Source organism: Roseburia sp. OF03-24, from assembly GCF_003463035.1.
GTDB lineage: Bacteria > Bacillota > Clostridia > Lachnospirales > Lachnospiraceae > Roseburia > Roseburia rectibacter.
This window is the reverse complement of the sequence record NZ_QSCK01000043.1, coordinates 1-26,440: the sequence shown is the minus strand read 5'-3', so window position 1 is coordinate 26,440 and position 26,440 is coordinate 1. Positions and strand designations below refer to the sequence as shown.

The window sequence follows — 26,440 nt, the reverse complement described above, 5'->3', positions numbered from 1 at the left end:
GACTCACCATTTGGACGGGCGACACATATCTCAACAAACCATCATTTGTTGGTTAACTTATATTATTTTAGATGATAAAAACGACAGCAGAAATATATATCATCAGAATGGAGAACTTTGATGTTAGGAAAGAAAAAGGGAAAGCAGCGGAACGAATATGTACCGGATTATGTGCTGTATGATCTTGAAACGACGGGGATATCGAGCCTTTATGATGAGGTTATAGAGATTTCCGCAGTAAAAGTCAGAAATGGAAAAATCGTGGACGAGTTCAGTGAACTTGTGAATCCAGGCAGACATATCCCATATGCGGCAAGCAAAGTAAATAATATTTCCGATAAAATGGTAGAAAAGGCGCTTACCTTTGAAAAAGTTTTACCGGAATTTTTGGCATTTGCTGGGGATGATGTGTTGGCAGGCCACAATATTGCAAGTTTTGATATGAAATTCTTGTACAGGGACTGCGAAAAATATTTTGGACAGACACTCACGAATGATTACATAGATACTCTTGCGATTGCGAAGCAATGCTTCCCGGAGTGGAAACACAGACGGCTTGGTGATCTGGCGGAACATTATGGCATTTCTACGAATGGGGCACACCGTGCCCTCGCTGACTGCCGGATGAATCAGCAGGTATTTGAACTTATGGCAGAGGAATTAAAAGGAACCGTAAACAAACAGACAGAGATGAAAATCTGTCCACGGTGCGGGTGCACCCTGAAAAAAAGAAACGGAAGATTTGGTGAATTCTGGGGATGCACAGGTTTCCCGGACTGCAGATATACGGAAAATATATAAAAAATAATGGTTACAAACAGAAAAAGGAGCAGGCAAAATGAAAGATTACAGTATTGCAAATACAACCAAAGAACAGCGTATTGCGCTGATCAGACAGTGGATTCCTGACGAGGACGGACTTGGTGACAGTGGAGATATGGATCTGTGGGACATTTACGCAGATTATATCAACGGAAAAAAAGAAATTGCCGAGATCAATGCAGAAATGTCAGGCACTTATTATACAGAGGAGGATTTACAGTAATGGAAACCTGGTTTTATGAAGTTGTTTCTATCGATGGAGATTATGCTAATCTGCGCAGAACAGATATCACATCGGATGATCTGAAACTTGTGGCACGTGCGCTGCTTCCTGCAGAGATTATGGAAGGCAGTAAGTTAAAATACGAGCTGATGCAGTACGAACTGATTGGGTAGAGGTTGATCCGATCGCGTGGAATCAAATAGCAAAGAATCTGGTTGAACCCAATATGTCAGCGTTGGCGATGAAAGGAAATGTTTTATATTATGGGCAACAATATGATCCGGAAAAAGATATCTGTTTATGGTTCAGTCCAGGGCGTAGGGTTTCGGTACAGGGCGGAGCATGCCGCAAACATGCTCGGCGTGACCGGCTGGGTAAGAAATGAGCCGGACGGCTCTGTATTATTAGAGATGCAGGGAACAGAAGAACAGATCGATAAAGTGCTTGCTCTGGTAAATCAGGGAACCTATGTAAACATTGACCGGATCGTGGCAAAACAGATACCGGTGGAAGAACGTGAATATGGGTTTCATGTCAGATGAGTTGCCAGTCCCGTCTGCTCCATCTAATCTTTACGGTATTTGCCTCGGAATTCTTTTGGTGACAGATGGTGTTTTGCATAAAAAAGCTTATAAAAATGAGATTTGTTTGTAAATTTCAGCTGTGCAATAATTTCGGATATGGAAAGATCCGTTTTTAAAAGATAATATTCTGCTTTGCGGAGAGAAAACGTAGTTCCATATTCGAATAAGGTCATTCCGGTATATTTTTTTGTGATCCGGTTTAAATAGTCGCCGCTGTAACTGAGCAGATCCGACAGTTCGTGCCGGCTGAGCCGCCCGTCACTGTTTTCTAACAGATGTGTCAGGTTTGTAAAGATCAGAAAATCATTTCCGTAATCAATCTGAATACTTGCCAGATGAAAAAAGTCCGGATTGGAAAGCGTATCTAAAAAGCGGCAGATCAGTCCGTTGATAAAAAAGGAAGAACCAATCTGCGGAGACAGTGTGATTTTTATGATTTCTTCTGCAATCTGGTAAAGTTTCTCAAAGGCTGCCGGGTTGTGGTATGAGGGGAAAAAGTCAAGGTATTCTTTTTTGGTATTATCCTCATCAGCAGCATTTTTATATAAAAAGTGAAACGCATCACTCTGCTCCATATTTGTCTCTGGCATCAGATGGAACAGATTGTCCGACTGAAACAGGGACAACAGGTAATCTTTGGATAAATTCAGAAAGAAAATCCGAAAATCATGTGAGAGAAGTTCCACATGTCTTAAATTACAGTTCACAATACATCCGGTTCCGGATGGGTAAACCCGTTTTGTATTTTCAATTTTAACGATCGCTTCTCCCTGCAGAACAAACATGATTTCAAAAAAATCGTGTTGGTGCAGAGGGCGGTTTTTCATTTTTTCCAAAAGTTCCGTGGCATCGATCAGAGAATGGCTGGTGTGCTCTGGGGAAAAACTTGAAATTTTAAAATAAGGCATATCCAGATCACAGCGGTAGGTTTCAATGACGGCATTATAAGGGGAAGTCAGGTGATAGTACTGGTTAAAACTGCTGTTTACATTCTGGATCTCAAAAAAATTGTTTTTTAAAGTATCAATGGATGACTGGTTCATTGGATTCTCCCGTTGGAACTTTTTGTGATAGTCGCGAATATGTTACTAAATGATGGATGTTGTGTCTAATTATAGCATTGAAGGGAAAAAAAGCAAAGTGATAGAATAAATGCAACAACATTCGAATGTAAAAAAGTGATTCTGATCGCACATTATGTGTGGACAGGCAGCAAAAAAGACGAGAAGGAAGAGGAAAAAATGAATGATAAAAAATATTTAAAATGGTATCAGAAACTTGCATATGGTTCGGGGGATCTGGCATCAAACTGCAGCTATGGACTGGTTTCAAGTTTCCTGCTTTTGTATCTTTCAGATATCATGGGATTAAAGACCAGCATCATCGGAACGTTAATGCTGGTGTCAAAGATTTTTGATGGAGTAACGGATGTTTTCTTTGGTAATATGATCGACAGGACAAAAAGCAGACTCGGAAAAGCAAGACCGTGGATGCTGTATGCACAGATCGGTGTGTCGTTATGTCTGGTATTGCTGTTCTCAATCCCGAATATGGGACAAACTGCACAGTATGCATATTTCTTTGCATTTTATACCTGCCTGAATGCAATTTTTTACACGGCAAACGGTGTTGCATATTCCACATTATCAGCGCTGATTACCAATAACCCGCAGGAGAGAGTACAGCTTGGTTCGATTCGTTTTATGTTTGCAGTCGTAACCAATATTGTTATGGGATTTGCTGTAACAGGCGGTGTGGAGGCTTTTGGTGGCGGTGCAGCCGGATGGAGAGCGGTAGCGATCATCTGTGCACTGATCGGTCTGGTGGTCAACACGATCAGCTGTCTTGCAGTAAAAGAGGTAGAACCGGATGAGTCGGTAAGAAAGACAGACGAGTCAAAACCGCAGGATGATAAACTTGGTTTTTGGGAAAGCATGAAATTTTTATTTACCAATAAATATTATGTTTTGATTCTTGTTTTGTATATTGTATATTACATAATGAGTAATATTACAACAGGCAGTGGTGTTTATTTTACAAAATATGTACTTGGAGATGCATCGTTACTTGGCATGTTCCAGATGATGAAAATGTTCCCGGTAATCATCGCACTGATCTTTACGCCAATGCTTGTGAAAAAGACTGGAAGCATGCAGAAAGTGAATTTCTGGGGATATGCGATCAACTGTGTACTCAGTGTATTTTTTATCTATTTTGCATACCAGAGAAATGTTAAATTGATGCTGTTATTCATGTTTATCAAAGGTATTTTTGCAGGAACTTTAAGCGGAACTTTAAATGCGCTGATCGCGGAGATCAGTGGTTATACTTATCGTACAAAGGGTGTGCGGATGGATGGAACAATGTTCAGCTGTTCATCTTTAGGTATCAAGATCGGTGGTGGAATCGGAACTGCAGCAGTGGGCTGGCTGTTAGACTTAGGCGGTTATATCGGAACTGCAGCAGAGCAGACAGAAGGTGCGATCAATATGATCTTTGCCATGTATATCGTGATTCCGGTAATCCTCAGTGTTGCGATCACAGTGATTCTTGGACTGTTAAATGTGGAGAAAGCAAACAAAAAATGGGATGAAGAACACGCAAAGGAAGTATAGGAATGATAAAGGCAGATTTTAATGCAAAATGGCAGTTTGTAAAAGGATATGTGCCGTCCTTAAAAGTGCTTCAGATATATGGAAAAAAGGCACAGGAAGTTACACTTCCACATGATGCCATGATACATGAGACGCGGGATGAAAATACAAAAAACGGAGGCGCTACCGGATTTTATCCGGGCGGTATGTATACCTATTTCAAAACATTTTCCGTACCGGAAGACTGGGAAGAAAAAATAGTCTTACTGGAATTTGAAGGTGTGTATGAGACAGCCATGGTCTACATCAATGGTGCGCTGGCAAAGACCAACAGAAATGGATACACAAATTTCTATGTGGATATTGCGAGATATTTAAACTTTGGGGAAGAAAATGAGATCAAAGTTGTCGCAGACAATTCCGCAGAAGAAAACAGCAGATGGTACTCCGGAAGCGGCATTTACCGGGGAGTCAGCCTGTATGTCGGAGAGCCGGTGCAGATTCCATTAAATGGAGTACGTATTACAACAGAAGAAGCAGATAAAGATGTTGCGGTTGTCGAAATTTCAACGAAAGTTTTAAACCGCTCCAGAAAAAAAGAAAAACTGACTATTATAGCAAAACTGGAGGATGAAAAACACCGGGTATATGAGGACAGAGTCCATCTGACTGGTTTTGCGGAATCTGAGAATACTGTGCATCAGCAGATCGCGATAGAACATCCGATGCTGTGGAATTGTGATACGCCGCATCTGTATCAGTGTACAGTCCAGATTTATGCAGGAGATAAGCTGTTGGATGAGCAGACGATTTCCTATGGAATCCGCAAGATCACGCTGGATGCCCTGCGTGGGTTAAGGATCAACGGTGAGCCGGTGAAGCTGCGCGGAACCTGTGTACATCATGACCACGGAATCCTTGGTGCAGCAGCATATGAAGATGCTGAACTCCGAAAATGCAGGCTGATCAAAGAAGCCGGGTTTAACAGTATCAGAAGTGCACATCATCCGGCAGGCAAGGCATTTTTAGATGCCTGTGATAAGGTGGGACTGCTTGTGATGGATGAACTGACAGATATGTGGACGGTACATAAAAATAACCACGATTTTGCTTTTTCATTTCTGGATGAATACCAGAATATGATAAAAAATATGGTGGAGAAAGATTATAACCATGCCTGTGTTATTTTGTATTCGGTTGGAAATGAGATTCAGGAAATCGGCACGGAGCGGGGAGCTGAGCTCAACCGCATGCTCTGTAACGCTTTTAAAGAACTGGATTCGACAAGATTTACCACAAACGGCATGAATGCCTTAAATGCAGCAGGGGCAAAAGTATATCCGATCATGCAGGAACTTGCACCGCTGATCCGCAAAGATGCCGAAAAAGTCGGGACAAATGATAACTCCGGAAGCAATGCGATCAACAGTTTTATGAAGCTGATGGAAGGCGAAGCGGGAGACGCATTTGCAGCGCATCCGATCATCACGGAAGTGTTAGAGGAGAGCAGCGAGTCCATGGATATCATCGGTTTAAATTATCTGACAGGCAGACATTTGTTAGAGGGAGAACTTCATCCAAATAAATGCGTGCTTGGGACAGAGACATTCCCGGCGGATATTGCAAGGTTATGGAAAGTGGTCAATTCTTCTAACCGCGTGCTGGGTGATTTTACCTGGACTGGTTACGACTATCTGGGAGAGGCAGGATGCGGAATCTTTTATTATGATGGAAAGAGCAATTTTGGAAGTCACTACCCGGACAGGACAGCCTATATCGGTGATATCGATCTTGCAGGTTATCGCAGACCGGTCAGTTTTTTCCGGGAGATCGTATATGGTCTGCGGACAGAGCCTTATATTGCGGTGGAACGCGTTGATAAATATGGGAAAAAATGTTCAAAGACGCCGTGGATGTTCAAAGATAATATTGCAAGCTGGACGTGGTGTGGATATGAGGGGAAACCTGCGGTTGTGGATGTGTATTCGAATGCACCGGAGGTAGAACTTTTCTTAAATGGGCGGTCACTCGGACGAAAACCTGCCGGGGTAGAACATGGATTTACGGCAACGTTTGAACTTAATTATGAACCTGGCGTATTGGAGGCAGCCAGCTATCAAAATGGCATGGAAACCGGCAGATGCCAGCTTGGTACAGCAGATGAGGATGTACAGATTCATGTAGAAGCAGATAAAAAAGAACTGCAGGCAAATGGAGAGGATCTTTGTTTCCTTACCATGAACCTTTGCGATGCAAAAGGAACTGCAAATCTGTATGAAAAGAGACGCATCCATATAGAAATAGAAGGGGAAGGAATCCTTGCTGCATTTGGAAATGCCGATCCGCAGTCCATCGAAAGCTATGATGCGTCATGCTGGGAAACCTATGACGGGTATGCGCTTGCAGCAGTCCGTGCAGGCGACAAAAAGGGAGCGGTTTCTGTGACAGTCTGGATGGAAGGGAAGGAAGAACAGAAACAGAAGATTACGATTCCGGTAAATTAAAAAAATGATGGCAATGTAACTAGCGGAGCATTCATGCGGTAGCGGATGAACTGTAAAATAAAAGAATACATATGAGCTCTGGCGGATAGTGAAAATTCATTATCCGCATTTTTTGTCAAAAAAAGCAGGATAAAGTCGTCAAACCGTTAAATTTATACACTTGTAATTGACACACATTTTATAAACTACTAAAATAAAAATGGCAGATCAGACAAAGAAGAACAGTATAAAAAGGAATGATAATTTGAAAAAGTACATTGCGGTGATATTTGTATGTGTTACGATGCTTGGAATGGCATGCGGTCAGAAACCGGATTCCGGGAAAGAGAGAGAGGAACTTCCACAGCTTATTATAGGAAGTGATAATTATGAGCCGTACAATTATCTCGATGATGACGGTAATCCTGCCGGAATCGATGTGGAACTGGCAGAAGCGGTGTGTGACAAGCTGGGTTATACGCCGGTGTTTTTGCGTATTACATGGGATAAAAAGGATGAATATTTAGACAATGGTGAGGTGGACTGTCTGTGGGGATCCTTTACCATGAATGACAGAGAAAATCAGTATCAGTGGGCTGGACCATATCTTTACAGCAGACAGGTCGTTGCAGTGCAGAAAAACAGCGGGATTACAAAAATATCTGATCTGGAAGGAAAACGAATTGCAGTTCAGGCGACAACGAAACCGGAGGAGATTTTGCTCAAAGGGAGTTTTCCGGGAATCCCGGAAGTAGAAAGGGTATACAGTATGTCCGGTATGGATGAGATCTACGCAAGTCTCAGAAAAGGGTATGTGGATGCGATTGCCGGACATGAGAGTGCATTAGAGAGATTTGTGCAGAGTGCACCGGATACATATTGTATGCTGGATGAGAGTCTGTATATTTCAGAGCTTGGGGTTGCTTTTAAAAAGGATACCCATCAGGAACTGGCACAGAAGATGACACAGATATTAGAGCAGATGCAGGAGGATGGAACACTTGGCGGTATTGTAGAAAAATACGGTCTGGATGTCCAAAAAGCATTGGGGGTCACAAATGCTGAATAAAAAAAATTGGACTGGGTTTATCTCACATAAATATATATGGATGCCGTTTGTGGCAGGTATTTTTATAGTAATGATATGTTTTGGCGTTTTTACCGGATATGACAGGACACGGGTCGGAAAAATCGCAGACGGGACGCTCGATTTCATGCAGAGCCGCGTGAAACAATATGATAATTACAAAAATAACGATAAAGTAAAGAGTCTTTACCGTCTGGCAGATAAGACACTGGAGCTTAGTCAGCGGCTGGAAGAGGAAAATACGGATCAGGAAACAATGATCATCCGCTATATGAAAGATCAGAGATTGGATGGAGTACTGGTATTAGATGACAAGTTAAATTGTGTGTGCCAGATTGGGGATGCGTGGGAAGAAAAAAACTTCTGGCAGGATGAGATGAAGAAACCAGTGGTAGAAGATACGCTGGATTATCCGCAAAAAGCATATATCACACGGCTGGATAAAGAGGGCGAAGTCTATGATTTTGCGGTGGTTTCCCAAGGAAATAAAAAAGGACTGATTGCTGCCTATATCAAAAAAGATAATTGCATGGAGGACAATGGTGACATATCCTTCTATTCGTTGTTTACAGGACTTACATTTGAGAAAAATGGAATTGTTGCGGTGACAGATGGAAAACAGATTTTAAGTTCCAATTCGGAGGAACTGCTCGCAGTAAAATCAGAAGAATATCAGGATATTTTTATCCCGGATATCGATACCGGGGATGAGAAAAAAATGATTCATTTAAAAAGCACGGGAGGATGCTGGTACGGAGAAAGCAAGCAGATGGGGGACTACACGTTATATGTTTTTTTTCCAACAAAATCTGTATTTGCACTGCGCACAAAAGCTGTAATCTGTGTGGCTGTAATCTACATACTGTGCTGGATGACGTTTATGCTGATCCGTGGATATGTGGCAGAGTTAAATATGCGTCAGACAGAAAAGCAATATCATATCATCCGTTCCGTCAGCAGTGTATTTTCCGTGTGTATGCTGTTTGATCTCAAAAAAGATACATGGGAAATTATCAAAGCATCTGATCGTATAAAGGAAATAATTGGCAATGAAAAGAGTACTGCAAAAATGATGAAGTACTTTTGTAAAAATGCGGTTGCGCAACAGGAGTGGCAGAAATTCCTTGATTTTGTGAATCCTGATACTATTTCAGACAGGCTGGTGGGAAAAGACTATGTTAACTGCAAAACGGAAAGCGCGAAAGGTGAATGGTTTACAGTCATGCTGGTGCCCCAGCATTATGATTCACAGGGAAATGTGGAAGCAGCACTTTTTCTGAGCAGAAATATCACAGACGAAAAGATGCGTGAGCTGGATTATCAGAAAAAACTGGAAAAGTCCGTAGAACAGGCAGAGCAGGCAAATGTTGCAAAAACAGATTTCCTGCGAAGAATGAGCCATGATATACGTACACCGATCAATGGCATACGCGGAATGGTGGATATTTGCCGGTATAATATCGGAAATCAGAAAAAACAGGAAGAATGTTTGGACAAGATCATGCTTTCGTCGACATTCCTGATGGAACTGGTCAATGATGTACTTGATATGAATAAATTGGAATCCGGTCAGATCAGACTTGAGGAAAAGCCATTTTCAATCCACGAAATATTAAAAGAAGTGGAAACGGTAGTCGGAATGGCTGCAACAGAGCATGGAATCACACTTACCGTAAAAATGGGAGAAATCATCCACGAAAATCTGCTTGGCAGTTCCCTTCATATCCGGCAGATATTACAGAATATTGCATCAAACGCAGTGAAATATAATAAAACAAATGGAAAAGTTGTTTTAGAGTGCAGGGAACTGCCGTCGGAAAATGAAAAAGCGGTGTTTGAATTTGTATGTACTGACACAGGGATTGGAATGAGTCCGGAATTTCAGAAACATGCATTTGAACCGTTTGCGCAGGAAAAGACTTCAGCGCGTACTTCCTATGCCGGGACCGGACTTGGGCTTGCGATTGTAAAAAAGCTGGTAGAACAGATGGAAGGCACGATTCGTTTTGTGAGTAAACCCGGAGAAGGAACACAGTTTACGATTGTGATACCATTTCTTGTGGATCGTACCATGGAAAAGGAAACAGAGGATGAACAGGGTACGGATGAGAAAAAGGGAATAAAAAATGATAAGATTCTTCTGGTGGAAGATTATGAGATAAACATGGAAATCGCTAAATTTGTTCTGGAAAATGAGGGGGCAAAGGTAAAAGAAGCCTGGAATGGAAAAGAAGCTGTCGATATATTTGCAGCATCAGAACCGGGCGAATATGATGTGATCCTGATGGATCTGATGATGCCTGTCATGGGAGGCTTAGAGGCATCACAGCGCATCCGGATGATGTCAAGAGAAGATGCAAAAACAATTCCGATCATTGCAATGACAGCAAATGCATTTGCGGATGATGAAGAAAGAAGTTTATCAGCCGGTATGGATGCACATATATCAAAACCATTAGATGCGGAACAGTTCATACAGGTGATCTCTGATATATGCAGAAAACGGAAAAATCATATTACATAAAAGTACTTTATTATCGGAAAAAGATGTAGTATACTTCTTCTGCATTGAACTGGAATAATCTATGGAATGTTTCATTCAATAGAAGTGTATAAAGAGCGAGGACAAAAGAAATGCAGAAGAATCTTGGAAAGATCAAACGTACAGTGGAAGAGTATATGGTACTGACCGTTGCAACACTGATTCTTGTTGTAGGAGTATATGTGTTTAAATTTCCAAATAATTTTTCTTTTGGAGGAGTAACAGGTATGGCGGTCGTATTAGGTGCCATACTCCCAACATCACCGGGAAATCTTACTTTTATCATCAATATGCTGTTACTGGTACTTGGATTTATCTTCCTTGGAAAAGGATTTGGAGTTAAAACCGTTTATGTAAGCGTACTGACATCTGTGGGATTAAGTTTTGCTGAAAGAGTATTTCCAATGGATGGACCATTGACCGGACAGCCTGTATTAGAGCTTATCTATGCGATCGTATTACCGGCATTTTCGTCAGCAATCCTGTTTAATATCGGAGCATCCGGCGGTGGAACAGATATCGTGGCGATGATCTTAAAGAAATACACAAAGTTAAATATAGGTGCGGCATTGTTTTTGGTTGATCTTGGAATCGTCATTGCATCATGCCTCGTGTTTGATGCACAGACAGGTCTCTGTTCCCTGTGCGGACTTCTGGCAAAATCACTGGTAGTCGATAATGTGATCGAGAGTATTAACCTGTGTAAATATTTTACGATCGTCTGCAATGATCCGGAGCCGATCTGTGATTTTATCACGAAGAAACTGAACCGCAGTGCAACGGTTTATCAGGCAGAAGGTGCCTACCAGCACAATCAGAAAACAGTCATACTGACAGTCATGAAGCGAAGCCAGGCGGTGGAACTCCGTAATTTTATCCGGTTGAATCAGCCGTCTGCATTCATTGCGATCACAAACAGCAGCGAGATCATCGGAAAGGGATTCCGTGGTTTCAACTAAGGTTTGGTTGCATGAAAGAACTGTCTATTATATAATAGGGAGAGCAGATTGTATACAATCAGGAAATGTAAGTGGCTGAAATCGTATGTATACAAATCGGTATTGCAATTATTTTAAAATACAGAATGGAGAAGAGAATGAAAATTTGGGAAGATGATAACCAGAAATACATCAAAGCGATGATGGAGAAAAATACCACGGAGCAGAATGGGGAGCTGACAAAGCGTTTAGAGAAAATCGATTTTTCTGTGTTAGAGCATATTGAAAGAAAAGAAACGGTCAATGAGCGGGGGGTATTTGCGCCGTTAGATGCCGTGGAAGTTGGCGAGATCGAGGCAAGGGGAGAAGAATTTAAAGAAACCGGCTTAAAGGCGATCCGTGAGGGAAAAGTCGGAGCCGTACTTTTAGCAGGTGGACAGGGAACCCGTCTCGGACTTGACAGACCGAAGGGTACGTTAAATATTGGAATTGACCGTGAATTATATTTGTTTGAGCAGTTACTGCGCAATCTGATGGACGTTACGGATGAGGCGGGAGTATATGTTCCTCTTTATATTATGACAAGTAACATCAATCATGCAGATACAACTGCATTTTTCAAGGAACATGATTATTTCGGTTATCCGAAAGACTATGTGAAGTTTTTTGTACAGGAAATGGTGCCGGCATGTGATTATGAGGGAAGAATTTATATGGAATCCCAGACCGAAGTTGCTATGTCACCAAATGGCAATGGAGGCTGGTTCTCATCCATGGTAAATGCGGGACTGCTCGCTGATATTAAAACAAGAGGTATCGAGTGGATCAATGTATTTGCAGTAGATAACTGCTTACAGCGCATCGCAGATCCGAAGTTTGTTGGTGCCACGATCGCTTATGGCTGTGAAAGCGGAGCAAAAGTGGTACGAAAAGCAGCACCGGATGAACGTGTCGGCGTACTTTGCACTGAAGATGGCAAACCTTCTATCGCAGAATACTATGAGATGACAGAAGAGATGGCAACAGCACGCAAGGAAAACGGTGATTTAAAATATGGTTTTGGTGTTATCTTAAATTATCTGTTTTCCGAAAAGAAACTGGAGCAGATCGCAGATGCAAGAATGCCGATTCATGTGGTAGAGAAAAAAATCCCATACATGGATGTGGACGGTACATTTGTGAAACCGGAGCAGCCAAACGGTTACAAATTTGAGACATTAGTACTTGATATGGTACACATGATGGATGATTGTATCCCTTATGAGGTAGTGCGTGAAAAAGAGTTTGCACCGATCAAAAACCTTCATGGTGTGGATTCCTTAGATTCCGCAAGAGAGCTGATGAAAGGCTGCGGTATCGAATTATAGGAAAATAGCTGGAAAATAAACCCCTGTTTTTAAATTGTTTATAAATATTTCATACAGACTTTATGCCGTTTTGGGCGGTATCTGTTATACTGATATTCATAGTATGGGATAGTTACACCTAAGATTTGTTGTGTGAAAAGAATGTGTGGCAATGAAGGTGAAAACAATTTAGAAACGGGGTTTTTTATTATGATACAGAAACAGGCAATTATAAATGATAATATGAGGCAAAAACAGACAGTTGTACAGGAGGATAACGTGGAGCAGGAACAGTATTCGGCTTCTGTGAAGGTGGAAGACACAGAGGAAGACAGGATGATGGATGCAGCGCAGGAAAACAGCCTGATGCTGGTGCGTGGTATGGTGGATGATGATATGGAGCATATTGCAGACATGAAAGAGCAGTTTTCCCAGACGATTGATCCGATCCTGCGCATGTACAACGCAGCGATGTGTGCGACGACCGCACGCCTTGAGATCATAGAGGACGAGTTTAAATACCGCAAACTGCGCTGCCCGATCCATCATATTGATACCAGGTTAAAATCAGCGAAAAGCATTTTGGGAAAACTCCAGAAGAAAGATCTTGATCTGACGCTTAGTGCAGCCTGCAATAATATTTATGATATCGCCGGAGTGCGTGTGGTCTGTTCCTATATCAAGGATGTCTATCTGATCCGGGATCGTCTGATGGCACAGGACGACATACATATCATGGAAGTTAAGGATTATATTGAACAGCCGAAGGGCAATGGTTATCGAAGCCTGCACATCATTATCCGCGTGCCGGTCTACTTTATGAACAAAAAGCAGATGGTGCCGGTCGAACTGCAGATCCGTACGCTTGCCATGGATCTCTGGGCGAGCTTGGAGCATGACATCAAGTACAAATCGCTTTATCAGGATGTCACGATGGATTTTTCGGATGAGTTAAAAGAATGCAGCCGCCTGATCTATGAGGCGGAGGAGAAGATGGAAGTCATGAATGCGGCGTTGGAGGAGTAAGACGGGATTCAAAACGGATCAGTGCAGTTGTATCAAATCTGATCAATATAGAATGATCCGAAATAACGCTCTCTAAAAAAATAAAAAAAGTTATTGACAAATAACAAAAGTTAGTGTAATCTAACTATCAGAAAAGGAAATGAGTTCTCGCAACTCTTTCTTTTTTAAACAGGAGTTAGGAAAAACTAACTATACATGTTATGACGATGGATCATAAATTCATCGATCTATGGGAGATGACCATGAGCAGGGAAGTGTTAGAGATTCTGGAGAAGATGGATAAAAAAGAATTAAAGACTCAACTGGCACTGCAATGTGCCCCGCTTCTTACGGGAATCAAACTGTCAAATCTTCTTACGGTGACAAAAAGCAACGAAGAAGATGTGAGAGATTTGTTCCGTAATACAGAAATTACTGTACATACACTCTACCAGACAAAACATCGTACGATATTCCTGCTTTTTCGTGAAAAACAACTACTCGCTTATCTGAACGAAGAAGATGTGAAGGAAACGATGAGATTGTTTGGGTATCAGACATTACGCCTTATCGACATTTTTGAAAAACTGTGTGCCCGCTATCAAAAATATATGAAGGATCATCTGTCTTTTCCACATGAGCTTGGACTGCTCTTGGGTTATCCTGTAGAAGATGTATTGGGGTTTATCCGAAACGAAGGACGCAATTACCTGTATTGCGGCTACTGGAAAGTATACGGAGATGTGAATGCGGCAAGAATAACATTTGACCGCTACAATCAGGCAAAAGAAGATGCAATCCGTCTGATATCATCCGGAATGGAAATCCATGAACTTTTGCTTTATGGCAAAATGCTGGAATCAGCATAAATGGATTAAAAGTCAGATGTGTAAAAAACGGATACCATCCGGTCAGCTCTGGCAAAGGCGTTGGAACTGAATCGGCGATCCGCTTGTATAAAATGAATGTGTAAAAATAAGCACAGGAATGGAGGAAATATGAGTAAGATTATCGTGGCATACTGGTCCCAGACGGGAAATACTGAGGCAATGGCAAATGCAGTCGGAGAGGGAATCAAAGCAGCAGGAGGAGAAGCAGATGTTGTTCCGGTATCTGCAGTATCCGTAGATGAATTAAAAGCTGCATCCTCATTTGCATTAGGCTGCCCGGCAATGGGAGCTGAGGTATTAGAGGAGAGCGAGATGGAGCCGTTTGTAGAAGAGGTAGAAGGCTTTGCAGCAGGCAAAAAAATCGCGTTATTTGGCTCTTATGGATGGGGCGATGGACAGTGGATGCGTGACTGGGAAGAACGCATGAATGCAGCCGGAGCAGTTGTTGTAAACGGTGAAGGTGTGATTGCACATGAAGCACCGGATGATGATGCATTAGAGGCTTGCAGAAGTCTTGGTAAAGCACTCGTATAAAAAAAACAGTAAGATTTAAATGAATAAAAAGATTGAGTCAGGCAGGTCATAAAAGACCTGCCTGTTTGCGTGTAATTCATAATAATAGAATATTACGTTATGGACATTCTATTATTTGCCCTATGATATTTTATGGAAAAATGATATAATCCAGTAGTTGATAAACAATAATATTTTTCAAACACAAGTTTGTTAAAAAACTGGAATGAGCAAAGATAAGCACAGGAATGGGGATTAAGATGTTAAAAAAATTTGCAAAATATGTTTCTCAGAACATGCTTGGCATGGTAGGTATGTCGGTTTATATTCTGGCAGATACCTACTTTATTTCTGTTGCGGTGGGGACAGATGGTATCACGGCACTCAATCTGGTATTGCCGGTGTATAATTTAATTTTTGCCATCGGCGCAATGATGGGAGTCGGTTCCGCAATCCGGTTGGTGATCGAACGGAACCAGAAAAATCCGGATGCAGACGGATATTTTTTTCATGCACTGTTGTGGGCATTTATCGTTAGCCTGCTGTTTATGTTTGTCGGCATATTCCTGCCGGATAAACTGATTGCCCTGCTTGGCGGAGATGCAAAGATCGTTGCGGTCGGAAAAAATTATACGCGCATTTTTATGAGTTTTGCGCCGCTTTTTATGTGGAATTATATCTGCAATGCATTTGTGCGTAACGATGGAAATCCGTCGATTGCAATGGCAGCGACTTTATTCAGCAGTCTGTTTAACATCGTATTTGACTATGTACTGATGTTTCCGCTGGGACTTTCCATGGAGGGAGCTGCGCTTGCGACAGCACTTTCCCCGGTTGTGGGTATTCTGATCTGCTGTATTCATTTCCGGTCGGAAAAATGTACTATAAAATTAAAACCCGTGCTGCCGTCTGTGCGAAAAATATTTTTTTGCTGTAAGTATGGTGTCTCATCCTTTGTAGGTGAAATTTCATCCGGAGTGATCACAATTGTTTTTAACATGATCATCCTTGGACTTGCCGGAAATACCGGAGTGGCTGCTTATGGAGTGGTCGCAAATGCGTCACTTGTTGCAGTCGCTTTATTTAATGGGGTGGCGCAGGGCTCCCAACCGCTGATCAGCGAGGCATATGGTAAGGATATTCATAAAGATGTGAAAACGTATTTGAAAATGGCAGTTACGACTGCGATAGGGGTTTCTGTCCTTTTGCTTATTTTTATTTATCTGTTCGCACCAGTGGTGACGGCTGTATTTAATGGAGAACATAATCAGATGCTTGCAGATTATGCGGAAAACGGACTGCGGCTTTACTTTATAGGTTTTTTATTTGCCGGGATCAATATTGTAGGAACATCCATATTAAGTGCGGTTGAATCTACGGGATATGCATTTGCTGCGTCAATTTCCCGTGGATTTGTTGTAATTATTTTCTTTGCATTTTTACTGTCAACATTGTTTGGGTTAAATGGAGTCTGGCTGGCATTTCCGGCAGCAGAATTTGTGACAATGCTGATTACGATAAAAGGCTTATGGATGATCCGGTTTGTTGATAAAAATTCCTGATAACTGAAAATCTCTTGACAAAGTGTATATCATGATGTAAATTCAAGATACCCAATAGGGGTATATGGTATATACCGATGAAAAACCGTGATAAAAAATCAAAAACAGCACAGACTATACAGACCGGAGGTAGACAGATGGCATGTGAAAAGTGCAGTGCGAATGGAGATAATGTGAAGCATAAGCAGCGTGAGAGTGCAGAAAAGAAAGCGCTGTTAACGAGACTTTCCCGGATAGAAGGACAGGTGCGGGGGGTGCGTGCCATGGTGGAGGATGACAGATATTGTGTAGATATCGTCACACAGGTATCTTCTATTCAGGCGGCATTAAACGGATTTAACAAAGAACTTTTAGCACGCCATATCAAGACCTGTGTTTCCGAAGATATCAAAGAGGGTAATGAGCAGGCTGTCGACGAACTCTGTGAACTGTTAAAGAAGCTGATGAAATAACGGTTTGCATTTTATACAATAGGAGATTGACATGAAGGAAAAGTTTGACGTAACAGGCATGAGCTGTTCGGCATGTTCCTCCCATGTGGAAAAAAGTGTTTCCAAATTAGAGGGCGTACATGCAGTCAGCGTGAATCTGCTGACGAACAGTATGCAGGTCGAGTATGATGAGACAAAACTGGGCACAGAAAACATTATAGAAGCGGTAGAGCATGCCGGATATGGTGCCTCGGTAAAAAATGAAGCAAAGGCGGCAGCAAAGACAGGAGAGACGGAGGATGCGGTTTCCATCCAGCAGAAAAATATCAAAAATATGAAGATCAGACTGATCGTATCTGTGATATTTCTGATACCGTTAATGTATGTATCAATGGGGCATATGATCTACAATGCGCTTGGTGTTCCTATGCCGCCGGTTACCATGAAGTTTTTTCATGGAAGTGAAAATGCGGTTATTTACGCATTTACGCAGTTTTTACTGTTACTTCCGATCCTGTTTGCAAATCAGAAATACTTCCGGAACGGATTTGCAACATTAGCACGCAGGAGCCCGAATATGGACAGCCTGATCGCGATGGGAGCAACAGCGGCGACGGTATACGGTATTTTTGCAATTTACCGGATCGGCTGGGGATTTTCTACCGGAAACATGGAGCTTGTACACCAGTATAGTCATGATCTTTATTTTGAATCGGCCGGAACAATTCTTACACTGATCACAGTTGGAAAGTACCTTGAGACAAAGTCAAAAGGAAAGACGAGCGAGGCAATCACAAAACTGATGAACTTAGCACCAAAGACAGTGACGGTAGTGCGCGATGGAAAAGAGCAGGTCATCGATGCTGCTGACGTGGTACAGGGTGATATTTTTGTGATCAAACCCGGAGAATCGGTTGCAGTGGATGGTGTGATCGTAGAAGGGAAATCTTCCTTTGATGAATCAGCGATCACCGGAGAGAGTATTCCTGTGTTAAAACAGGAAGGGGACAAGGTCATATCAGCATCTATCAATAAAGCCGGACTGATCCATGCGCGGGCAACACGTGTCGGCAAAGATACAACGATCGCACAGATCATAAGTCTTGTGGAGGAAGCATCTTCAAGTAAGGCACCGATCGCACGTCTCGCCGATAAGATCGCAGGTGTTTTTGTCCCGACAGTGATCGGGATCGCAATCGTCACATTCATTGTCTGGCTGGCAAGCGGAGCAGATTTCGAGTTTGCAATGTCCTGTGGAATCGCAGTTCTTGTTATTTCCTGTCCGTGTGCGCTTGGACTGGCAACGCCGGTGGCGATTATGGTTGGAACCGGAAAAGGTGCAGAAAACGGTATTCTGATCAAGTCGGGAGAAGCATTAGAGACAGCGCATATTGTTGATACTGTTGTGATGGACAAGACAGGAACGATCACTTCTGGAAAACCGGTTGTGACGGATATACGGACATATGCGGGAATTTCAGAAAATGACCTGTTAAAAGCTGCCGGCAGCCTGGAAAAGGGCAGTGAGCACCCATTGGCAGAAGCAATCGTTTCAGATTGTGAGAAAAAGAATATCATTCCGGAAAAAGTAAACGATTTTGAGGCGCTGTTTGGAAAAGGAATTAAAGGCAGGTTATCTTCTGGAAAACTTTACTATGCCGGAAATGAAAAACTGATGGATGAGGCACACATTGCTATATCTTCAGAAATAAAAAAAGAGATAGAACAGTTTGCAAAACAGGGGAAAACTCCTTTACTGTTTGCAGATGAGACACAGATCATAGGAATGATCGCCGTTGCAGATGTGGTAAAACCGACCAGCCGTGAGGCAGTCAGACAATTTAAAGAATACGGGATCCATGTCATTATGCTTACCGGTGATAATGAAGTGACGGCACAGGCGATCAAAGATCAGGTGGGTATCGATGAAGTCATTGCCGGGGTGCTTCCGACGCAGAAGGAAGAAAAGATATCTGCCTTAAAGAACAGCGGACACAAAGTTGCAATGATCGGAGACGGTATCAATGATGCTCCGGCACTTGCATCCGCAGACGTTGGAATTGCCATCGGTGCAGGTACGGATGTCGCAATTGAGAGTGCGGATATTGTGCTGATGAAAAATGACCTGCTTGATGCAGTCGGAGCAATCCGTTTAAGCAAGGCGGTTATCCACAATATCAAGGAAAACCTGTTCTGGGCATTTTTCTATAACAGCATTGGTATACCGCTTGCCGCAGGACTTTTATATCCGATCTGGGGATTAAAATTAAACCCGATGTTTGGTGCGGCAGCCATGAGTTTAAGCAGTGTCTGTGTGGTAAGTAACGCGCTGCGTTTAAGATGGGTAAAACTTGGAAAAAAATCTTCATCCGAAAATGGAACAGATAATATGGAACAGGAGAGTGCGGTCTGTGAAAACAGAACGGTCACTTCTGAAATAAAGAGTGATGTAACAGAAAGCGAGGAAAAAACAATGAAAACAACATTAAGTATTGAAGGAATGATGTGCGGACACTGCCAGGCAACTGTCGAGAAGGCTTTAAAAGGAGTACAGGGTGTGTCTGAGGTAGTGGTAAGTTTAGAGGACAAAAATGCAGTTGTTACCGCAGATGAATCAGTCAATGCAGATACATTAAAAAATGCCGTTGTAGATGCCGGCTATGAAGTAACCGATATTCAGTAAGGAATAGTTGCGGGTGCAGCAGTTATATTTTGCTGATTAAAAATGAAAAGAATGAAAAGAAGGGGAAACCGTGATCAACCGGCTTCTCCTTCTTCTACGATCTGCTCTAATACGCGGATAAGATCCTGCATGTTATTAAGCTGTACATTACGCTCTAAGATCAGGTTCTTCAGATCTGTTGAAAGTGTTTCAAATTTGTCTTTGATCATGGGTGATACATAAGATGCCATAGAGTTCTCCTTTTATTACTGTTAACAGATTTGCCTGCGAAATATGCTGTCTGTTGTTTTTATGTGGTTACCAGTTTATCATGTACAAAAAATCAGAAAAATATGCAGTGAAAAACACTTCTTGTAAAAATTGCCGTTATCCTTTAATATAAAGGAGGCATATGACAAAGAAGATCAGATGTCATTGTATAAGAAGTAATTTATATATTATAAATGAAAGAATGGAAACACCATGGATTACTACAGCAGTCAGATCAGCAAGTTAATACAGGAATTATCGTCCCTTCCGGGAATCGGTGCAAAATCTGCACAGCGTCTGGCATTTCATATTTTAAATATGCCGGTAGAGCAGGTCGAAGAACTTTCGGCTGCGATCGTGGATGCCAGAAAAAACGTCCGTTACTGCAAGGAATGTTTTACACTGACGGATGATGAATTATGTCCGATCTGTAAAGATGCCGGGCGTAATCATAAGACGATCATGGTTGTGGAGGATACCAGAGACCTTGCAGCGTATGAAAAAACAGGTAAATACGATGGTGTTTATCATGTTCTTCATGGTGCAATTTCACCGATGCTTGGAATTGGACCCGCAGATATTAAGTTAAAAGAGCTGATGCAGCGTCTGCAAAAGGATGTTGACGAGGTCATTATTGCGACGAACTCAAGTCTTGAGGGGGAAACGACTGCAATGTATATCAGCAAACTGATCAAACCTACCGGGATTAAAGTGACAAGGATCGCAAGCGGTGTTCCGGTCGGCGGAGATTTAGAGTATATTGATGAGGTAACACTGCTCCGTGCCTTAGAAGGCAGAACGGAGATTTAATAAAAGAAACAGAAAGGAACATGACTAGACTATGACAAATCTGGAACTCGAAAAAACAGCGAACGAAGTCCGCAAAAGTATTGTAACTGCAGTACACAGCGCAAAAGCCGGACATCCGGGCGGATCACTCTCCGCAGCAGATATTTTTACTTATCTGTACTTTGAGGAGTTAAATATTGACCCGAAAAATCCTAAGATGGCAGACCGCGACCGTTTTGTACTTTCTAAAGGTCATACGGCTCCGGGACTTTATGCAGTTCTGGCAGAACGTGGATTTTTCCCGAAGGAGGATCTTGTTACACTGCGTCATACAGGATCTTATCTGCAGGGACATCCGGATATGAAGCATATTCCTGGTATTGATATGTCATCCGGTTCTTTGGGACAGGGACTCTCCGCGGCGGCAGGAATGGCAGCAGCAGGAAAGTTTGACAAAAAAGATTACCGTGTTTATGCACTTTGCGGAGACGGCGAGATTCAGGAAGGACAGATCTGGGAAGCTGCTATGTGGGCAGGATTCCGCAAGCTGGATAATCTGGTCGTGATCGTTGATAATAATAATCTTCAGATTGACGGAACTATTGATGAAGTATGTTCTCCTTATCCGATCGACAAAAAGTTTGAGGCATTCAATTTCCATACAATCAACATTAATGGAAATGATTTTGATGAGATCCGTGCAGCATTCAAAGAGGCACGCGAAACAAAAGGAATGCCGACTGCGATCATTGCAAAGACATTAAAAGGAAAAGGTGTATCCTTTATGGAGAATGCCGTAGACTGGCATGGAAAAGCTCCGAACGACGAGCAGTATGAGATCGCAATGAAAGACCTGGAGAAAGTGGGGGAAGCATTATGTCAGAAATAAAGAAAATCGCAACAAGGGAAAGTTATGGAAATGCTCTGGTAGAAGTGGGAAAAGAGCATGAAGATCTGATCGTATTAGATGCAGACCTTGCAGGTGCGACCAAGACCGGAATTTTTAAGAAAGCATTTCCGGAACGCCATTGGGATGTTGGTATCGCAGAAGCAAACATGACAGGTATCGCAGCAGGACTTGCAACTTGTGGAAAAGTACCGTTTATCAGCTCTTTTGCAATGTTTGCAGCAGGCAGAAACTTTGAGCAGGTGCGCAACTCCATCGGATATCCGCATCTGAATGTCAAGATCGGCGCAACACACGCAGGTATCTCTGTTGGTGAAGATGGTGCGACTCATCAGTGCTTAGAAGATATCGCTTTAATGCGTACGATACCAGGCATGGTAGTGATCAATCCGGCAGATGATGTTGAGGCAAGAGCAGCAGTACACGCTGCATACGATCATGTAGGACCGGTTTACCTTCGTTTTGGACGTCTTGCAGTTCCGGTATTCAATGATGAGGCAACTTACAAATTTGAGATCGGCAAAGGAATTGTTTTAAAAGAAGGAAAAGATGTGACAATTTTTGCAACCGGACTTTGTGTAAATGAGACGGTAGAGGCAGAAAAGCTGCTTGCAAAAGATGGCATTGATGCAGAGATCATCAATATCCATACTATCAAACCGATCGACCGTGAACTGGTTGTAAAATCAGCATTAAAGACCGGAAAAGTTGTTACAGTTGAGGAACATTCCGTGATCGGAGGACTTGGAAGTGCAGTATGTGATGTGCTTTGCGAGGAGGCTCCTACTAAAGTATTAAAGATCGGTGTTAATGACGTATTCGGTGAATCCGGACCGGCATTAGAACTGCTTCATAAATATGAGCTCGATGCAGAAGGCATCTACAAAAAAGTAAAAGCATTTGTAAAATAATCAGACATAAAAAGACTGCTGTTATTACGGTAAAACGTATGCAGCAGTTTTTTTGCGTCTTTTTCTGTCGAAAAGTTTTTGGAAAACTGCCCATAAAACCACAAAAAAATCGGACATGCTGTGATACGATTGCAAAATAAAAAGTGATTTTGAATGTAAACACCGGCGTCTTTGCGCTGTAAGATCGCGTGAAAATAAATTTTTGCGCACAGGAATGGAGGATTGGAATGATAGAGATTATCCGGGAAGAAAATTGGGATGATACGAAAGAAAAAAAACTGCCAAAAGATATCAGACAGATTGGGAGACCGGATGTTGGGGAGAGAATATACATAGAGGATGAGGTATATAAGTATCTGCACCCATATGAAAGCAACTGTGAAAAACTTGTATATGTTTTACTTGGAAGATTTGAAAATTACAGCGGAAGACAGTGTACATTTGTGGAGGCAGCAATACAACTGGAATATTTAGAATTTGATGGTGAAATTCCAAGATGGAGCGACCGTGAATGGGCGTATATATATAAACGATTAAAGAATGAATATGACAGTATGGTCATTGTTGGATGGGCATTGGATCACAGAGGGTGCCTTCCGAATATGACAAAACAGATTGAACAATTTCATCAGACTCATTTTGGAGGCATCCATCAGACATTATTTCTGATGGATAGTCTGGAAAAGGAGGAAACATTTTTTAGCATCCGGAACGGACATCTGTACCGGAGAGAAGGATTTTACATTTATTATGACAAGCATGCCCTGACCAGATCCAAAAAGGTGGAACTTCAGGAGGAAAAAAAGGAAGAAGTTAATTTGCCCAAGACCGATGAAATCGTGTTTGCGAAGCAGGACGAGCCTGTACCTGCAATGAAAGAAAAAGAGAACCTGAATGATATTCTGGAAGAAGAACTGTATCTGGAGGAGAGTATGCAGCAGGATGAACCGGAACCGGTTCCACAGACGGAATTAAAAAGTAGGGGACGGTATCGGAAACAGCTTGAAGAAGCAGAAAAAACAGAAGAAGCAAAGATTCCGGTATATTCTTCGCTTGTGCTGGCTGTTGTGGTGCTTACACTTGGATTTACCGCCTATCAGAATCATAAGAAAATGAATGAAATGGAAAATACTCTGGCACAGATGAACCAGGTGCATATTGTGACAGAGATGCAGGAAACAGAAAAAAAAGCTGATACCGGGATCGTGGTGGAAAATATTGCGGGAGAAGTAGAAAAAACGGAGGCGTCTGCGACGACGGAAACATCGGATATGCAGGCAGAAACAAAAATGCCAGAAACAGCAGGGACACAGGCAGGTGCAGAGAAAAAGGCAGACACAGAAACAGCAGAGGCACAGGCTAAAACAGAAATGTCAGAGACGACAGAGGCACGGGCTAAAACAGAAATGCCAGAAACGACAGAGGCGCAGGCTAAAACAGAAATGCCAGAAACAACGGGAGCGCAGGCAGGCACACCGGATGAAACGAATAAAAATAAGGAAGACGTTAAAGAAACAGCAGCACAGGCAGATGAGGCACAGACATATTTAAAACAGGGATATTATGTGGTACAAAAGGGGGATAATCTGGCGGCAATCTGCCGAAAAGTATATAAGACAACAGCTATGATGGACAAGGTGTGCCAGGCAAACGGAATCGATGATCCTGATGCAATATATGCAGGGCAATACCTGACGCTTCCAAATTGATGAAGCTGCCAGCTCTAAAAATAAGATGAAACATCCGGGGAATAATGCTATAATATCGAAAGATTAAGAGGAAAGTGAGATTAGTATGGCGGAAAAAAACAAGAGGGGATTTCATACGGTAGAAGAACCGGATATGGAAGAATATGAACGCAAACTGCGTGGGCATCGCATAAAGGTGGTCAGAAGGACGGCTATTCTGATCATTACTGTGCTGGCAGTTTCTGCAGGACTCTGGGTGTTTATGGCACTGCGCCATTATGAGAATTTTGATGTGACATCATCTGTTGACAGGGCTGATACGGAAGCAACAAAGTTTGCAGATTTTGGGGGGAATATTTTAAAATACAGCAATGACGGAGCATTTTATACGGATACAGCAAATGAACTGATCTGGAATCAGACTTATGAGATGGCTGATCCACAGATTGATATTTGTGAAGATTACCTGACTATCTATGACAGAAAAGGAACGATGATCTATATCATGACAAAGGAGGGAATCTTAGGCGGAATTGAAACGACGATGCCAATTCAGCAGGTACGTGTGGCAGCGCAGGGAACGGTGGCAGTTCTGATGAAAAAAGATGCCGCCGGTTATCTTGCAATGTACGATAAGACAGGTGAGAAACTGACAGAAGGAGAGATTCACGGTGCCAAGAAAGGCTATCCGATCGCAATTGCATTATCTTCAGATGCTTTAAGGCTTGCCGTTGCCATGTTAGATATTAATGATGGAAGTATAAAAAGCACCATTGCCTTTTACAATTTTGGAACAGCGGGAGAAAGCGAGATCGATCATGTGGTTGGAGCACAGACATTTCCGGATACAGTGATACCGGAAATTGTCTATCTGGCGGATAACAGACTTGCGGCGTTCTCGGATACCGGGGTTATCCTGTTTGAAGGATCGCAGAAACCAAAACAGTCCGGTACGATTCCTTTTGAAAAAGAAGTGAAGAGCATTTTTTATAATGATAATTATATTGGCTGTGTGACCGGCAATGATGATGAGGCAGTGACACATCATATAAGTGTCTATGATCTGGAAGGAAAAAGTGTTCTGGAAAAAGATTTTACAATGGAGTACACCGGCATAGAATTTCTTGCAGATAATGAAATCTGTATTATAAATGAAAATGCATGTGATATATATACCATACATGGCATATATAAGTTCCACCATGAGTTCGAACAAACACTTTATAAGGTCATTTCAGGGGGTGGTGCACTGAATTATACATTTATACTGGAAGATACAACGGAAAAAATAAGACTGAAATAAGGAGCATACATATGAACTGGGTTTTGTTACTGGTATTACTGATACTGGGGTATAATATTATAAGAGGCTACAGAAAAGGATTTTTGCGAATTGTATATTCTCTGGTATCGTGGGTCATAGTACTTACTTTTGTTACTGTTACAACTCCGTACATTAATACATATCTGATGGAATATACAACGTTATACGAACAGATTGAGAAACAGTGCAGTGAACAGATAAAAAAATCAGTAGAGGAAAAACAGAAATCCGTTCAGAGTGAAAATAGTCTGGATAATCAGGAACTGTCACAGTTTGGAATTATGCTGCCAGACTCGGTAGTAAATGATATTTTTGATAAGACAGGGAATGTGGCAGGAGAGATTATGGCACAAAGTGGTCTTTATGATGAGATTGCAAAACAGATTGCAGAATTTGTTGTAGAGGGAATAGCATTTTTAATTGCGCTGGTTGCAGCGTGGACGATCGTTCATATAATAGCGCGTATGTTAAGAATTGTCTCACGAATCCCGGTATTGAGCGGTGTGAATCGTACGCTGGGGGTATTTGCCGGTGGAATATACGGGGTGATACTGGTGTGGATCGGGTTTTACATTGTAGCAGTGACAAGCACAAGTGAACTGGGTGGTATGCTCGTTACATATATATATCAGAGCAACCTGTTAAAGTATTTATATGAAAACAACGCTATTCTGACGATTGTTATGAATTTTCTATAGTTTGTAAAAAGTTAGTAAAAAAAGTGTTGACATATCAAAACAATAATGGTAGTATAAAAGTCCACTGCGAAAGACAAGTGCTTTTACAGCGGCGAAAAAAGATACTTGATTGCTTATCTTTTGGAAAATAAAAAAGTTGTTGACAAACAGAACAACACATGATAAGATATC

24 protein-coding genes are annotated in these 26,440 nt (G+C 42.0%); 22 read left to right on the top strand and 2 right to left on the bottom strand.

The annotated features are described in order from the left end of the window. Positions 1–120 precede the first annotated feature (120 nt). The 4 genes from DXA60_RS16995 to DXA60_RS16980 all read left to right on the top strand — a co-directional run bounded on the left by DXA60_RS16995 (position 121) and on the right by DXA60_RS16980 (position 1,587). Positions 121–801, top strand: a complete 681-nt coding sequence (locus DXA60_RS16995) for a 3'-5' exonuclease (protein WP_117922488.1) — start codon at positions 121–123, stop codon at positions 799–801. A 37-nt stretch (positions 802–838) separates the two neighbouring features. Beyond that, positions 839–1,045, top strand: a complete 207-nt coding sequence (locus DXA60_RS16990; RefSeq protein ID WP_117922487.1) for a hypothetical protein — start codon at positions 839–841, stop codon at positions 1,043–1,045. After that, on the top strand, positions 1,045–1,218 hold the full coding sequence (locus DXA60_RS16985; RefSeq protein ID WP_117922486.1) for a chorismate--pyruvate lyase: 174 nt from the start codon (positions 1,045–1,047) through the stop codon (positions 1,216–1,218). Before DXA60_RS16990 ends, DXA60_RS16985 begins: the two co-directional genes overlap by 1 nt. A gap of 90 nt (positions 1,219–1,308) precedes the next feature. After that, the gene (locus DXA60_RS16980) at positions 1,309–1,587 is read left to right on the top strand and encodes an acylphosphatase (protein WP_241070810.1); all 279 of its coding nucleotides are present in this window, start codon (positions 1,309–1,311) and stop codon (positions 1,585–1,587) included. A 23-nt stretch (positions 1,588–1,610) separates the two neighbouring features. On the opposite strand, the gene DXA60_RS16975 is transcribed toward DXA60_RS16980, so the two are convergent. Beyond that, the gene (locus tag DXA60_RS16975) at positions 1,611–2,672 is read right to left on the bottom strand and encodes a helix-turn-helix domain-containing protein (RefSeq protein ID WP_117922484.1); all 1,062 of its coding nucleotides are present in this window, start codon (positions 2,670–2,672) and stop codon (positions 1,611–1,613) included. Positions 2,673–2,870: 198 nt separating this feature from the next. On the opposite strand from DXA60_RS16975, the gene DXA60_RS16970 reads away from it, so the two are divergent. From DXA60_RS16970 to DXA60_RS16915, 12 genes are all read left to right on the top strand, one after another. Further along, positions 2,871–4,244 carry an MFS transporter gene (locus DXA60_RS16970; protein WP_117922491.1) on the top strand — a complete coding sequence of 458 codons (1,374 nt, stop codon included), beginning with the start codon at positions 2,871–2,873 and terminating at the stop codon, positions 4,242–4,244. Between the two features lie 2 nt (positions 4,245–4,246). Next, complete coding sequence (locus DXA60_RS16965) at positions 4,247–6,727, top strand: glycoside hydrolase family 2 protein (RefSeq protein ID WP_117922483.1); 2,481 nt, start codon at positions 4,247–4,249, stop codon at positions 6,725–6,727. 244 nt (positions 6,728–6,971) lie between these two features. Continuing rightward, positions 6,972–7,775, top strand: a complete 804-nt coding sequence (locus DXA60_RS16960) for a substrate-binding periplasmic protein (protein ID WP_241070809.1) — start codon at positions 6,972–6,974, stop codon at positions 7,773–7,775. Beyond that, a complete protein-coding gene (locus DXA60_RS16955; RefSeq protein ID WP_117922481.1) occupies positions 7,765–10,317 on the top strand; it encodes a hybrid sensor histidine kinase/response regulator in 2,553 nt (850 codons plus the stop codon). The genes DXA60_RS16960 and DXA60_RS16955 overlap by 11 nt, the downstream gene beginning before the upstream one ends. A gap of 110 nt (positions 10,318–10,427) precedes the next feature. Continuing rightward, a complete protein-coding gene (locus tag DXA60_RS16950) occupies positions 10,428–11,294 on the top strand; it encodes a YitT family protein (RefSeq protein WP_117922480.1) in 867 nt (288 codons plus the stop codon). A 137-nt stretch (positions 11,295–11,431) separates the two neighbouring features. Next, on the top strand, positions 11,432–12,640 hold the full coding sequence (locus DXA60_RS16945; RefSeq protein ID WP_117922479.1) for a UTP--glucose-1-phosphate uridylyltransferase: 1,209 nt from the start codon (positions 11,432–11,434) through the stop codon (positions 12,638–12,640). Positions 12,641–12,829: 189 nt separating this feature from the next. Beyond that, a complete protein-coding gene (locus DXA60_RS16940; protein WP_241070808.1) occupies positions 12,830–13,645 on the top strand; it encodes a GTP pyrophosphokinase in 816 nt (271 codons plus the stop codon). A 242-nt stretch (positions 13,646–13,887) separates the two neighbouring features. After that, positions 13,888–14,493: a DUF3793 family protein gene (locus tag DXA60_RS16935; protein ID WP_117922478.1), complete on the top strand. Its 606-nt coding sequence runs from the start codon at positions 13,888–13,890 to the stop codon at positions 14,491–14,493. A 129-nt stretch (positions 14,494–14,622) separates the two neighbouring features. After that, complete coding sequence (locus DXA60_RS16930; protein WP_186899812.1) at positions 14,623–15,048, top strand: flavodoxin; 426 nt, start codon at positions 14,623–14,625, stop codon at positions 15,046–15,048. Positions 15,049–15,287: 239 nt separating this feature from the next. Continuing rightward, entirely contained in the window at positions 15,288–16,589 is a 1,302-nt protein-coding gene (locus DXA60_RS16925) for an MATE family efflux transporter (RefSeq protein WP_186899811.1), read from the top strand. 137 nt (positions 16,590–16,726) lie between these two features. Continuing rightward, complete coding sequence (locus DXA60_RS16920) at positions 16,727–17,041, top strand: metal-sensing transcriptional repressor (protein WP_117922489.1); 315 nt, start codon at positions 16,727–16,729, stop codon at positions 17,039–17,041. Between the two features lie 31 nt (positions 17,042–17,072). Further along, complete coding sequence (locus DXA60_RS16915) at positions 17,073–19,703, top strand: heavy metal translocating P-type ATPase (protein WP_117922475.1); 2,631 nt, start codon at positions 17,073–17,075, stop codon at positions 19,701–19,703. Between the two features lie 74 nt (positions 19,704–19,777). Here the strand turns inward: DXA60_RS16915 and DXA60_RS18925 are convergent, their stop codons facing one another. Continuing rightward, the gene (locus tag DXA60_RS18925; RefSeq protein WP_186899810.1) at positions 19,778–19,933 is read right to left on the bottom strand and encodes a hypothetical protein; all 156 of its coding nucleotides are present in this window, start codon (positions 19,931–19,933) and stop codon (positions 19,778–19,780) included. Positions 19,934–20,165: 232 nt separating this feature from the next. On the opposite strand from DXA60_RS18925, the gene recR reads away from it, so the two are divergent. From recR to DXA60_RS16885, 6 genes are all read left to right on the top strand, one after another. Continuing rightward, complete coding sequence (gene recR / locus DXA60_RS16910) at positions 20,166–20,762, top strand: recombination mediator RecR (RefSeq protein WP_117922474.1); 597 nt, start codon at positions 20,166–20,168, stop codon at positions 20,760–20,762. 31 nt (positions 20,763–20,793) lie between these two features. Next, positions 20,794–21,630, top strand: coding sequence for a transketolase (locus tag DXA60_RS16905; protein ID WP_117922473.1), 837 nt, complete (start codon positions 20,794–20,796; stop codon positions 21,628–21,630). Further along, on the top strand, positions 21,618–22,559 hold the full coding sequence (locus DXA60_RS16900) for a transketolase family protein (RefSeq protein ID WP_117922472.1): 942 nt from the start codon (positions 21,618–21,620) through the stop codon (positions 22,557–22,559). Before DXA60_RS16905 ends, DXA60_RS16900 begins: the two co-directional genes overlap by 13 nt. Before the next feature lie 227 nt (positions 22,560–22,786). After that, positions 22,787–24,268 (top strand): LysM peptidoglycan-binding domain-containing protein, encoded by a 1,482-nt coding sequence (locus DXA60_RS16895; RefSeq protein ID WP_117922471.1) that lies wholly within the window; start codon positions 22,787–22,789, stop codon positions 24,266–24,268. Positions 24,269–24,353: 85 nt separating this feature from the next. Next, positions 24,354–25,550, top strand: coding sequence for a DUF5711 family protein (locus DXA60_RS16890; RefSeq protein WP_117922470.1), 1,197 nt, complete (start codon positions 24,354–24,356; stop codon positions 25,548–25,550). An 11-nt stretch (positions 25,551–25,561) separates the two neighbouring features. Beyond that, positions 25,562–26,269: a CvpA family protein gene (locus DXA60_RS16885; RefSeq protein WP_117922469.1), complete on the top strand. Its 708-nt coding sequence runs from the start codon at positions 25,562–25,564 to the stop codon at positions 26,267–26,269. Positions 26,270–26,440 lie beyond the last annotated feature (171 nt).

Excerpts from the sequence above, each read along its gene's own strand:
- DXA60_RS16995 (WP_117922488.1), top strand. The coding sequence starts at position 121 with ATGTTAGGAAAGAAAAAGGGAAAGCAGCGGAACGAATATGTACCGGAT.
- DXA60_RS16990 (WP_117922487.1), top strand. The coding sequence starts at position 839 with ATGAAAGATTACAGTATTGCAAATACAACCAAAGAACAGCGTATTGCG.
- DXA60_RS16985 (WP_117922486.1), top strand. The coding sequence starts at position 1,045 with ATGGAAACCTGGTTTTATGAAGTTGTTTCTATCGATGGAGATTATGCT.
- DXA60_RS16980 (WP_241070810.1), top strand. The coding sequence starts at position 1,309 with ATGGGCAACAATATGATCCGGAAAAAGATATCTGTTTATGGTTCAGTC.
- DXA60_RS16975 (WP_117922484.1), bottom strand. The coding sequence starts at position 2,672 with ATGAACCAGTCATCCATTGATACTTTAAAAAACAATTTTTTTGAGATC.
- DXA60_RS16970 (WP_117922491.1), top strand. The coding sequence starts at position 2,871 with ATGAATGATAAAAAATATTTAAAATGGTATCAGAAACTTGCATATGGT.
- DXA60_RS16965 (WP_117922483.1), top strand. The coding sequence starts at position 4,247 with ATGATAAAGGCAGATTTTAATGCAAAATGGCAGTTTGTAAAAGGATAT.
- DXA60_RS16955 (WP_117922481.1), top strand. The coding sequence starts at position 7,765 with ATGCTGAATAAAAAAAATTGGACTGGGTTTATCTCACATAAATATATA.
- DXA60_RS16950 (WP_117922480.1), top strand. The coding sequence starts at position 10,428 with ATGCAGAAGAATCTTGGAAAGATCAAACGTACAGTGGAAGAGTATATG.
- DXA60_RS16945 (WP_117922479.1), top strand. The coding sequence starts at position 11,432 with ATGAAAATTTGGGAAGATGATAACCAGAAATACATCAAAGCGATGATG.
- DXA60_RS16940 (WP_241070808.1), top strand. The coding sequence starts at position 12,830 with ATGATACAGAAACAGGCAATTATAAATGATAATATGAGGCAAAAACAG.
- DXA60_RS16935 (WP_117922478.1), top strand. The coding sequence starts at position 13,888 with ATGAGCAGGGAAGTGTTAGAGATTCTGGAGAAGATGGATAAAAAAGAA.
- DXA60_RS16930 (WP_186899812.1), top strand. The coding sequence starts at position 14,623 with ATGAGTAAGATTATCGTGGCATACTGGTCCCAGACGGGAAATACTGAG.
- DXA60_RS16925 (WP_186899811.1), top strand. The coding sequence starts at position 15,288 with ATGTTAAAAAAATTTGCAAAATATGTTTCTCAGAACATGCTTGGCATG.
- DXA60_RS16920 (WP_117922489.1), top strand. The coding sequence starts at position 16,727 with ATGGCATGTGAAAAGTGCAGTGCGAATGGAGATAATGTGAAGCATAAG.
- DXA60_RS16915 (WP_117922475.1), top strand. The coding sequence starts at position 17,073 with ATGAAGGAAAAGTTTGACGTAACAGGCATGAGCTGTTCGGCATGTTCC.
- DXA60_RS18925 (WP_186899810.1), bottom strand. The coding sequence starts at position 19,933 with ATGGCATCTTATGTATCACCCATGATCAAAGACAAATTTGAAACACTT.
- recR (WP_117922474.1), top strand. The coding sequence starts at position 20,166 with ATGGATTACTACAGCAGTCAGATCAGCAAGTTAATACAGGAATTATCG.
- DXA60_RS16905 (WP_117922473.1), top strand. The coding sequence starts at position 20,794 with ATGACAAATCTGGAACTCGAAAAAACAGCGAACGAAGTCCGCAAAAGT.
- DXA60_RS16900 (WP_117922472.1), top strand. The coding sequence starts at position 21,618 with ATGTCAGAAATAAAGAAAATCGCAACAAGGGAAAGTTATGGAAATGCT.
- DXA60_RS16895 (WP_117922471.1), top strand. The coding sequence starts at position 22,787 with ATGATAGAGATTATCCGGGAAGAAAATTGGGATGATACGAAAGAAAAA.
- DXA60_RS16890 (WP_117922470.1), top strand. The coding sequence starts at position 24,354 with ATGGCGGAAAAAAACAAGAGGGGATTTCATACGGTAGAAGAACCGGAT.
- DXA60_RS16885 (WP_117922469.1), top strand. The coding sequence starts at position 25,562 with ATGAACTGGGTTTTGTTACTGGTATTACTGATACTGGGGTATAATATT.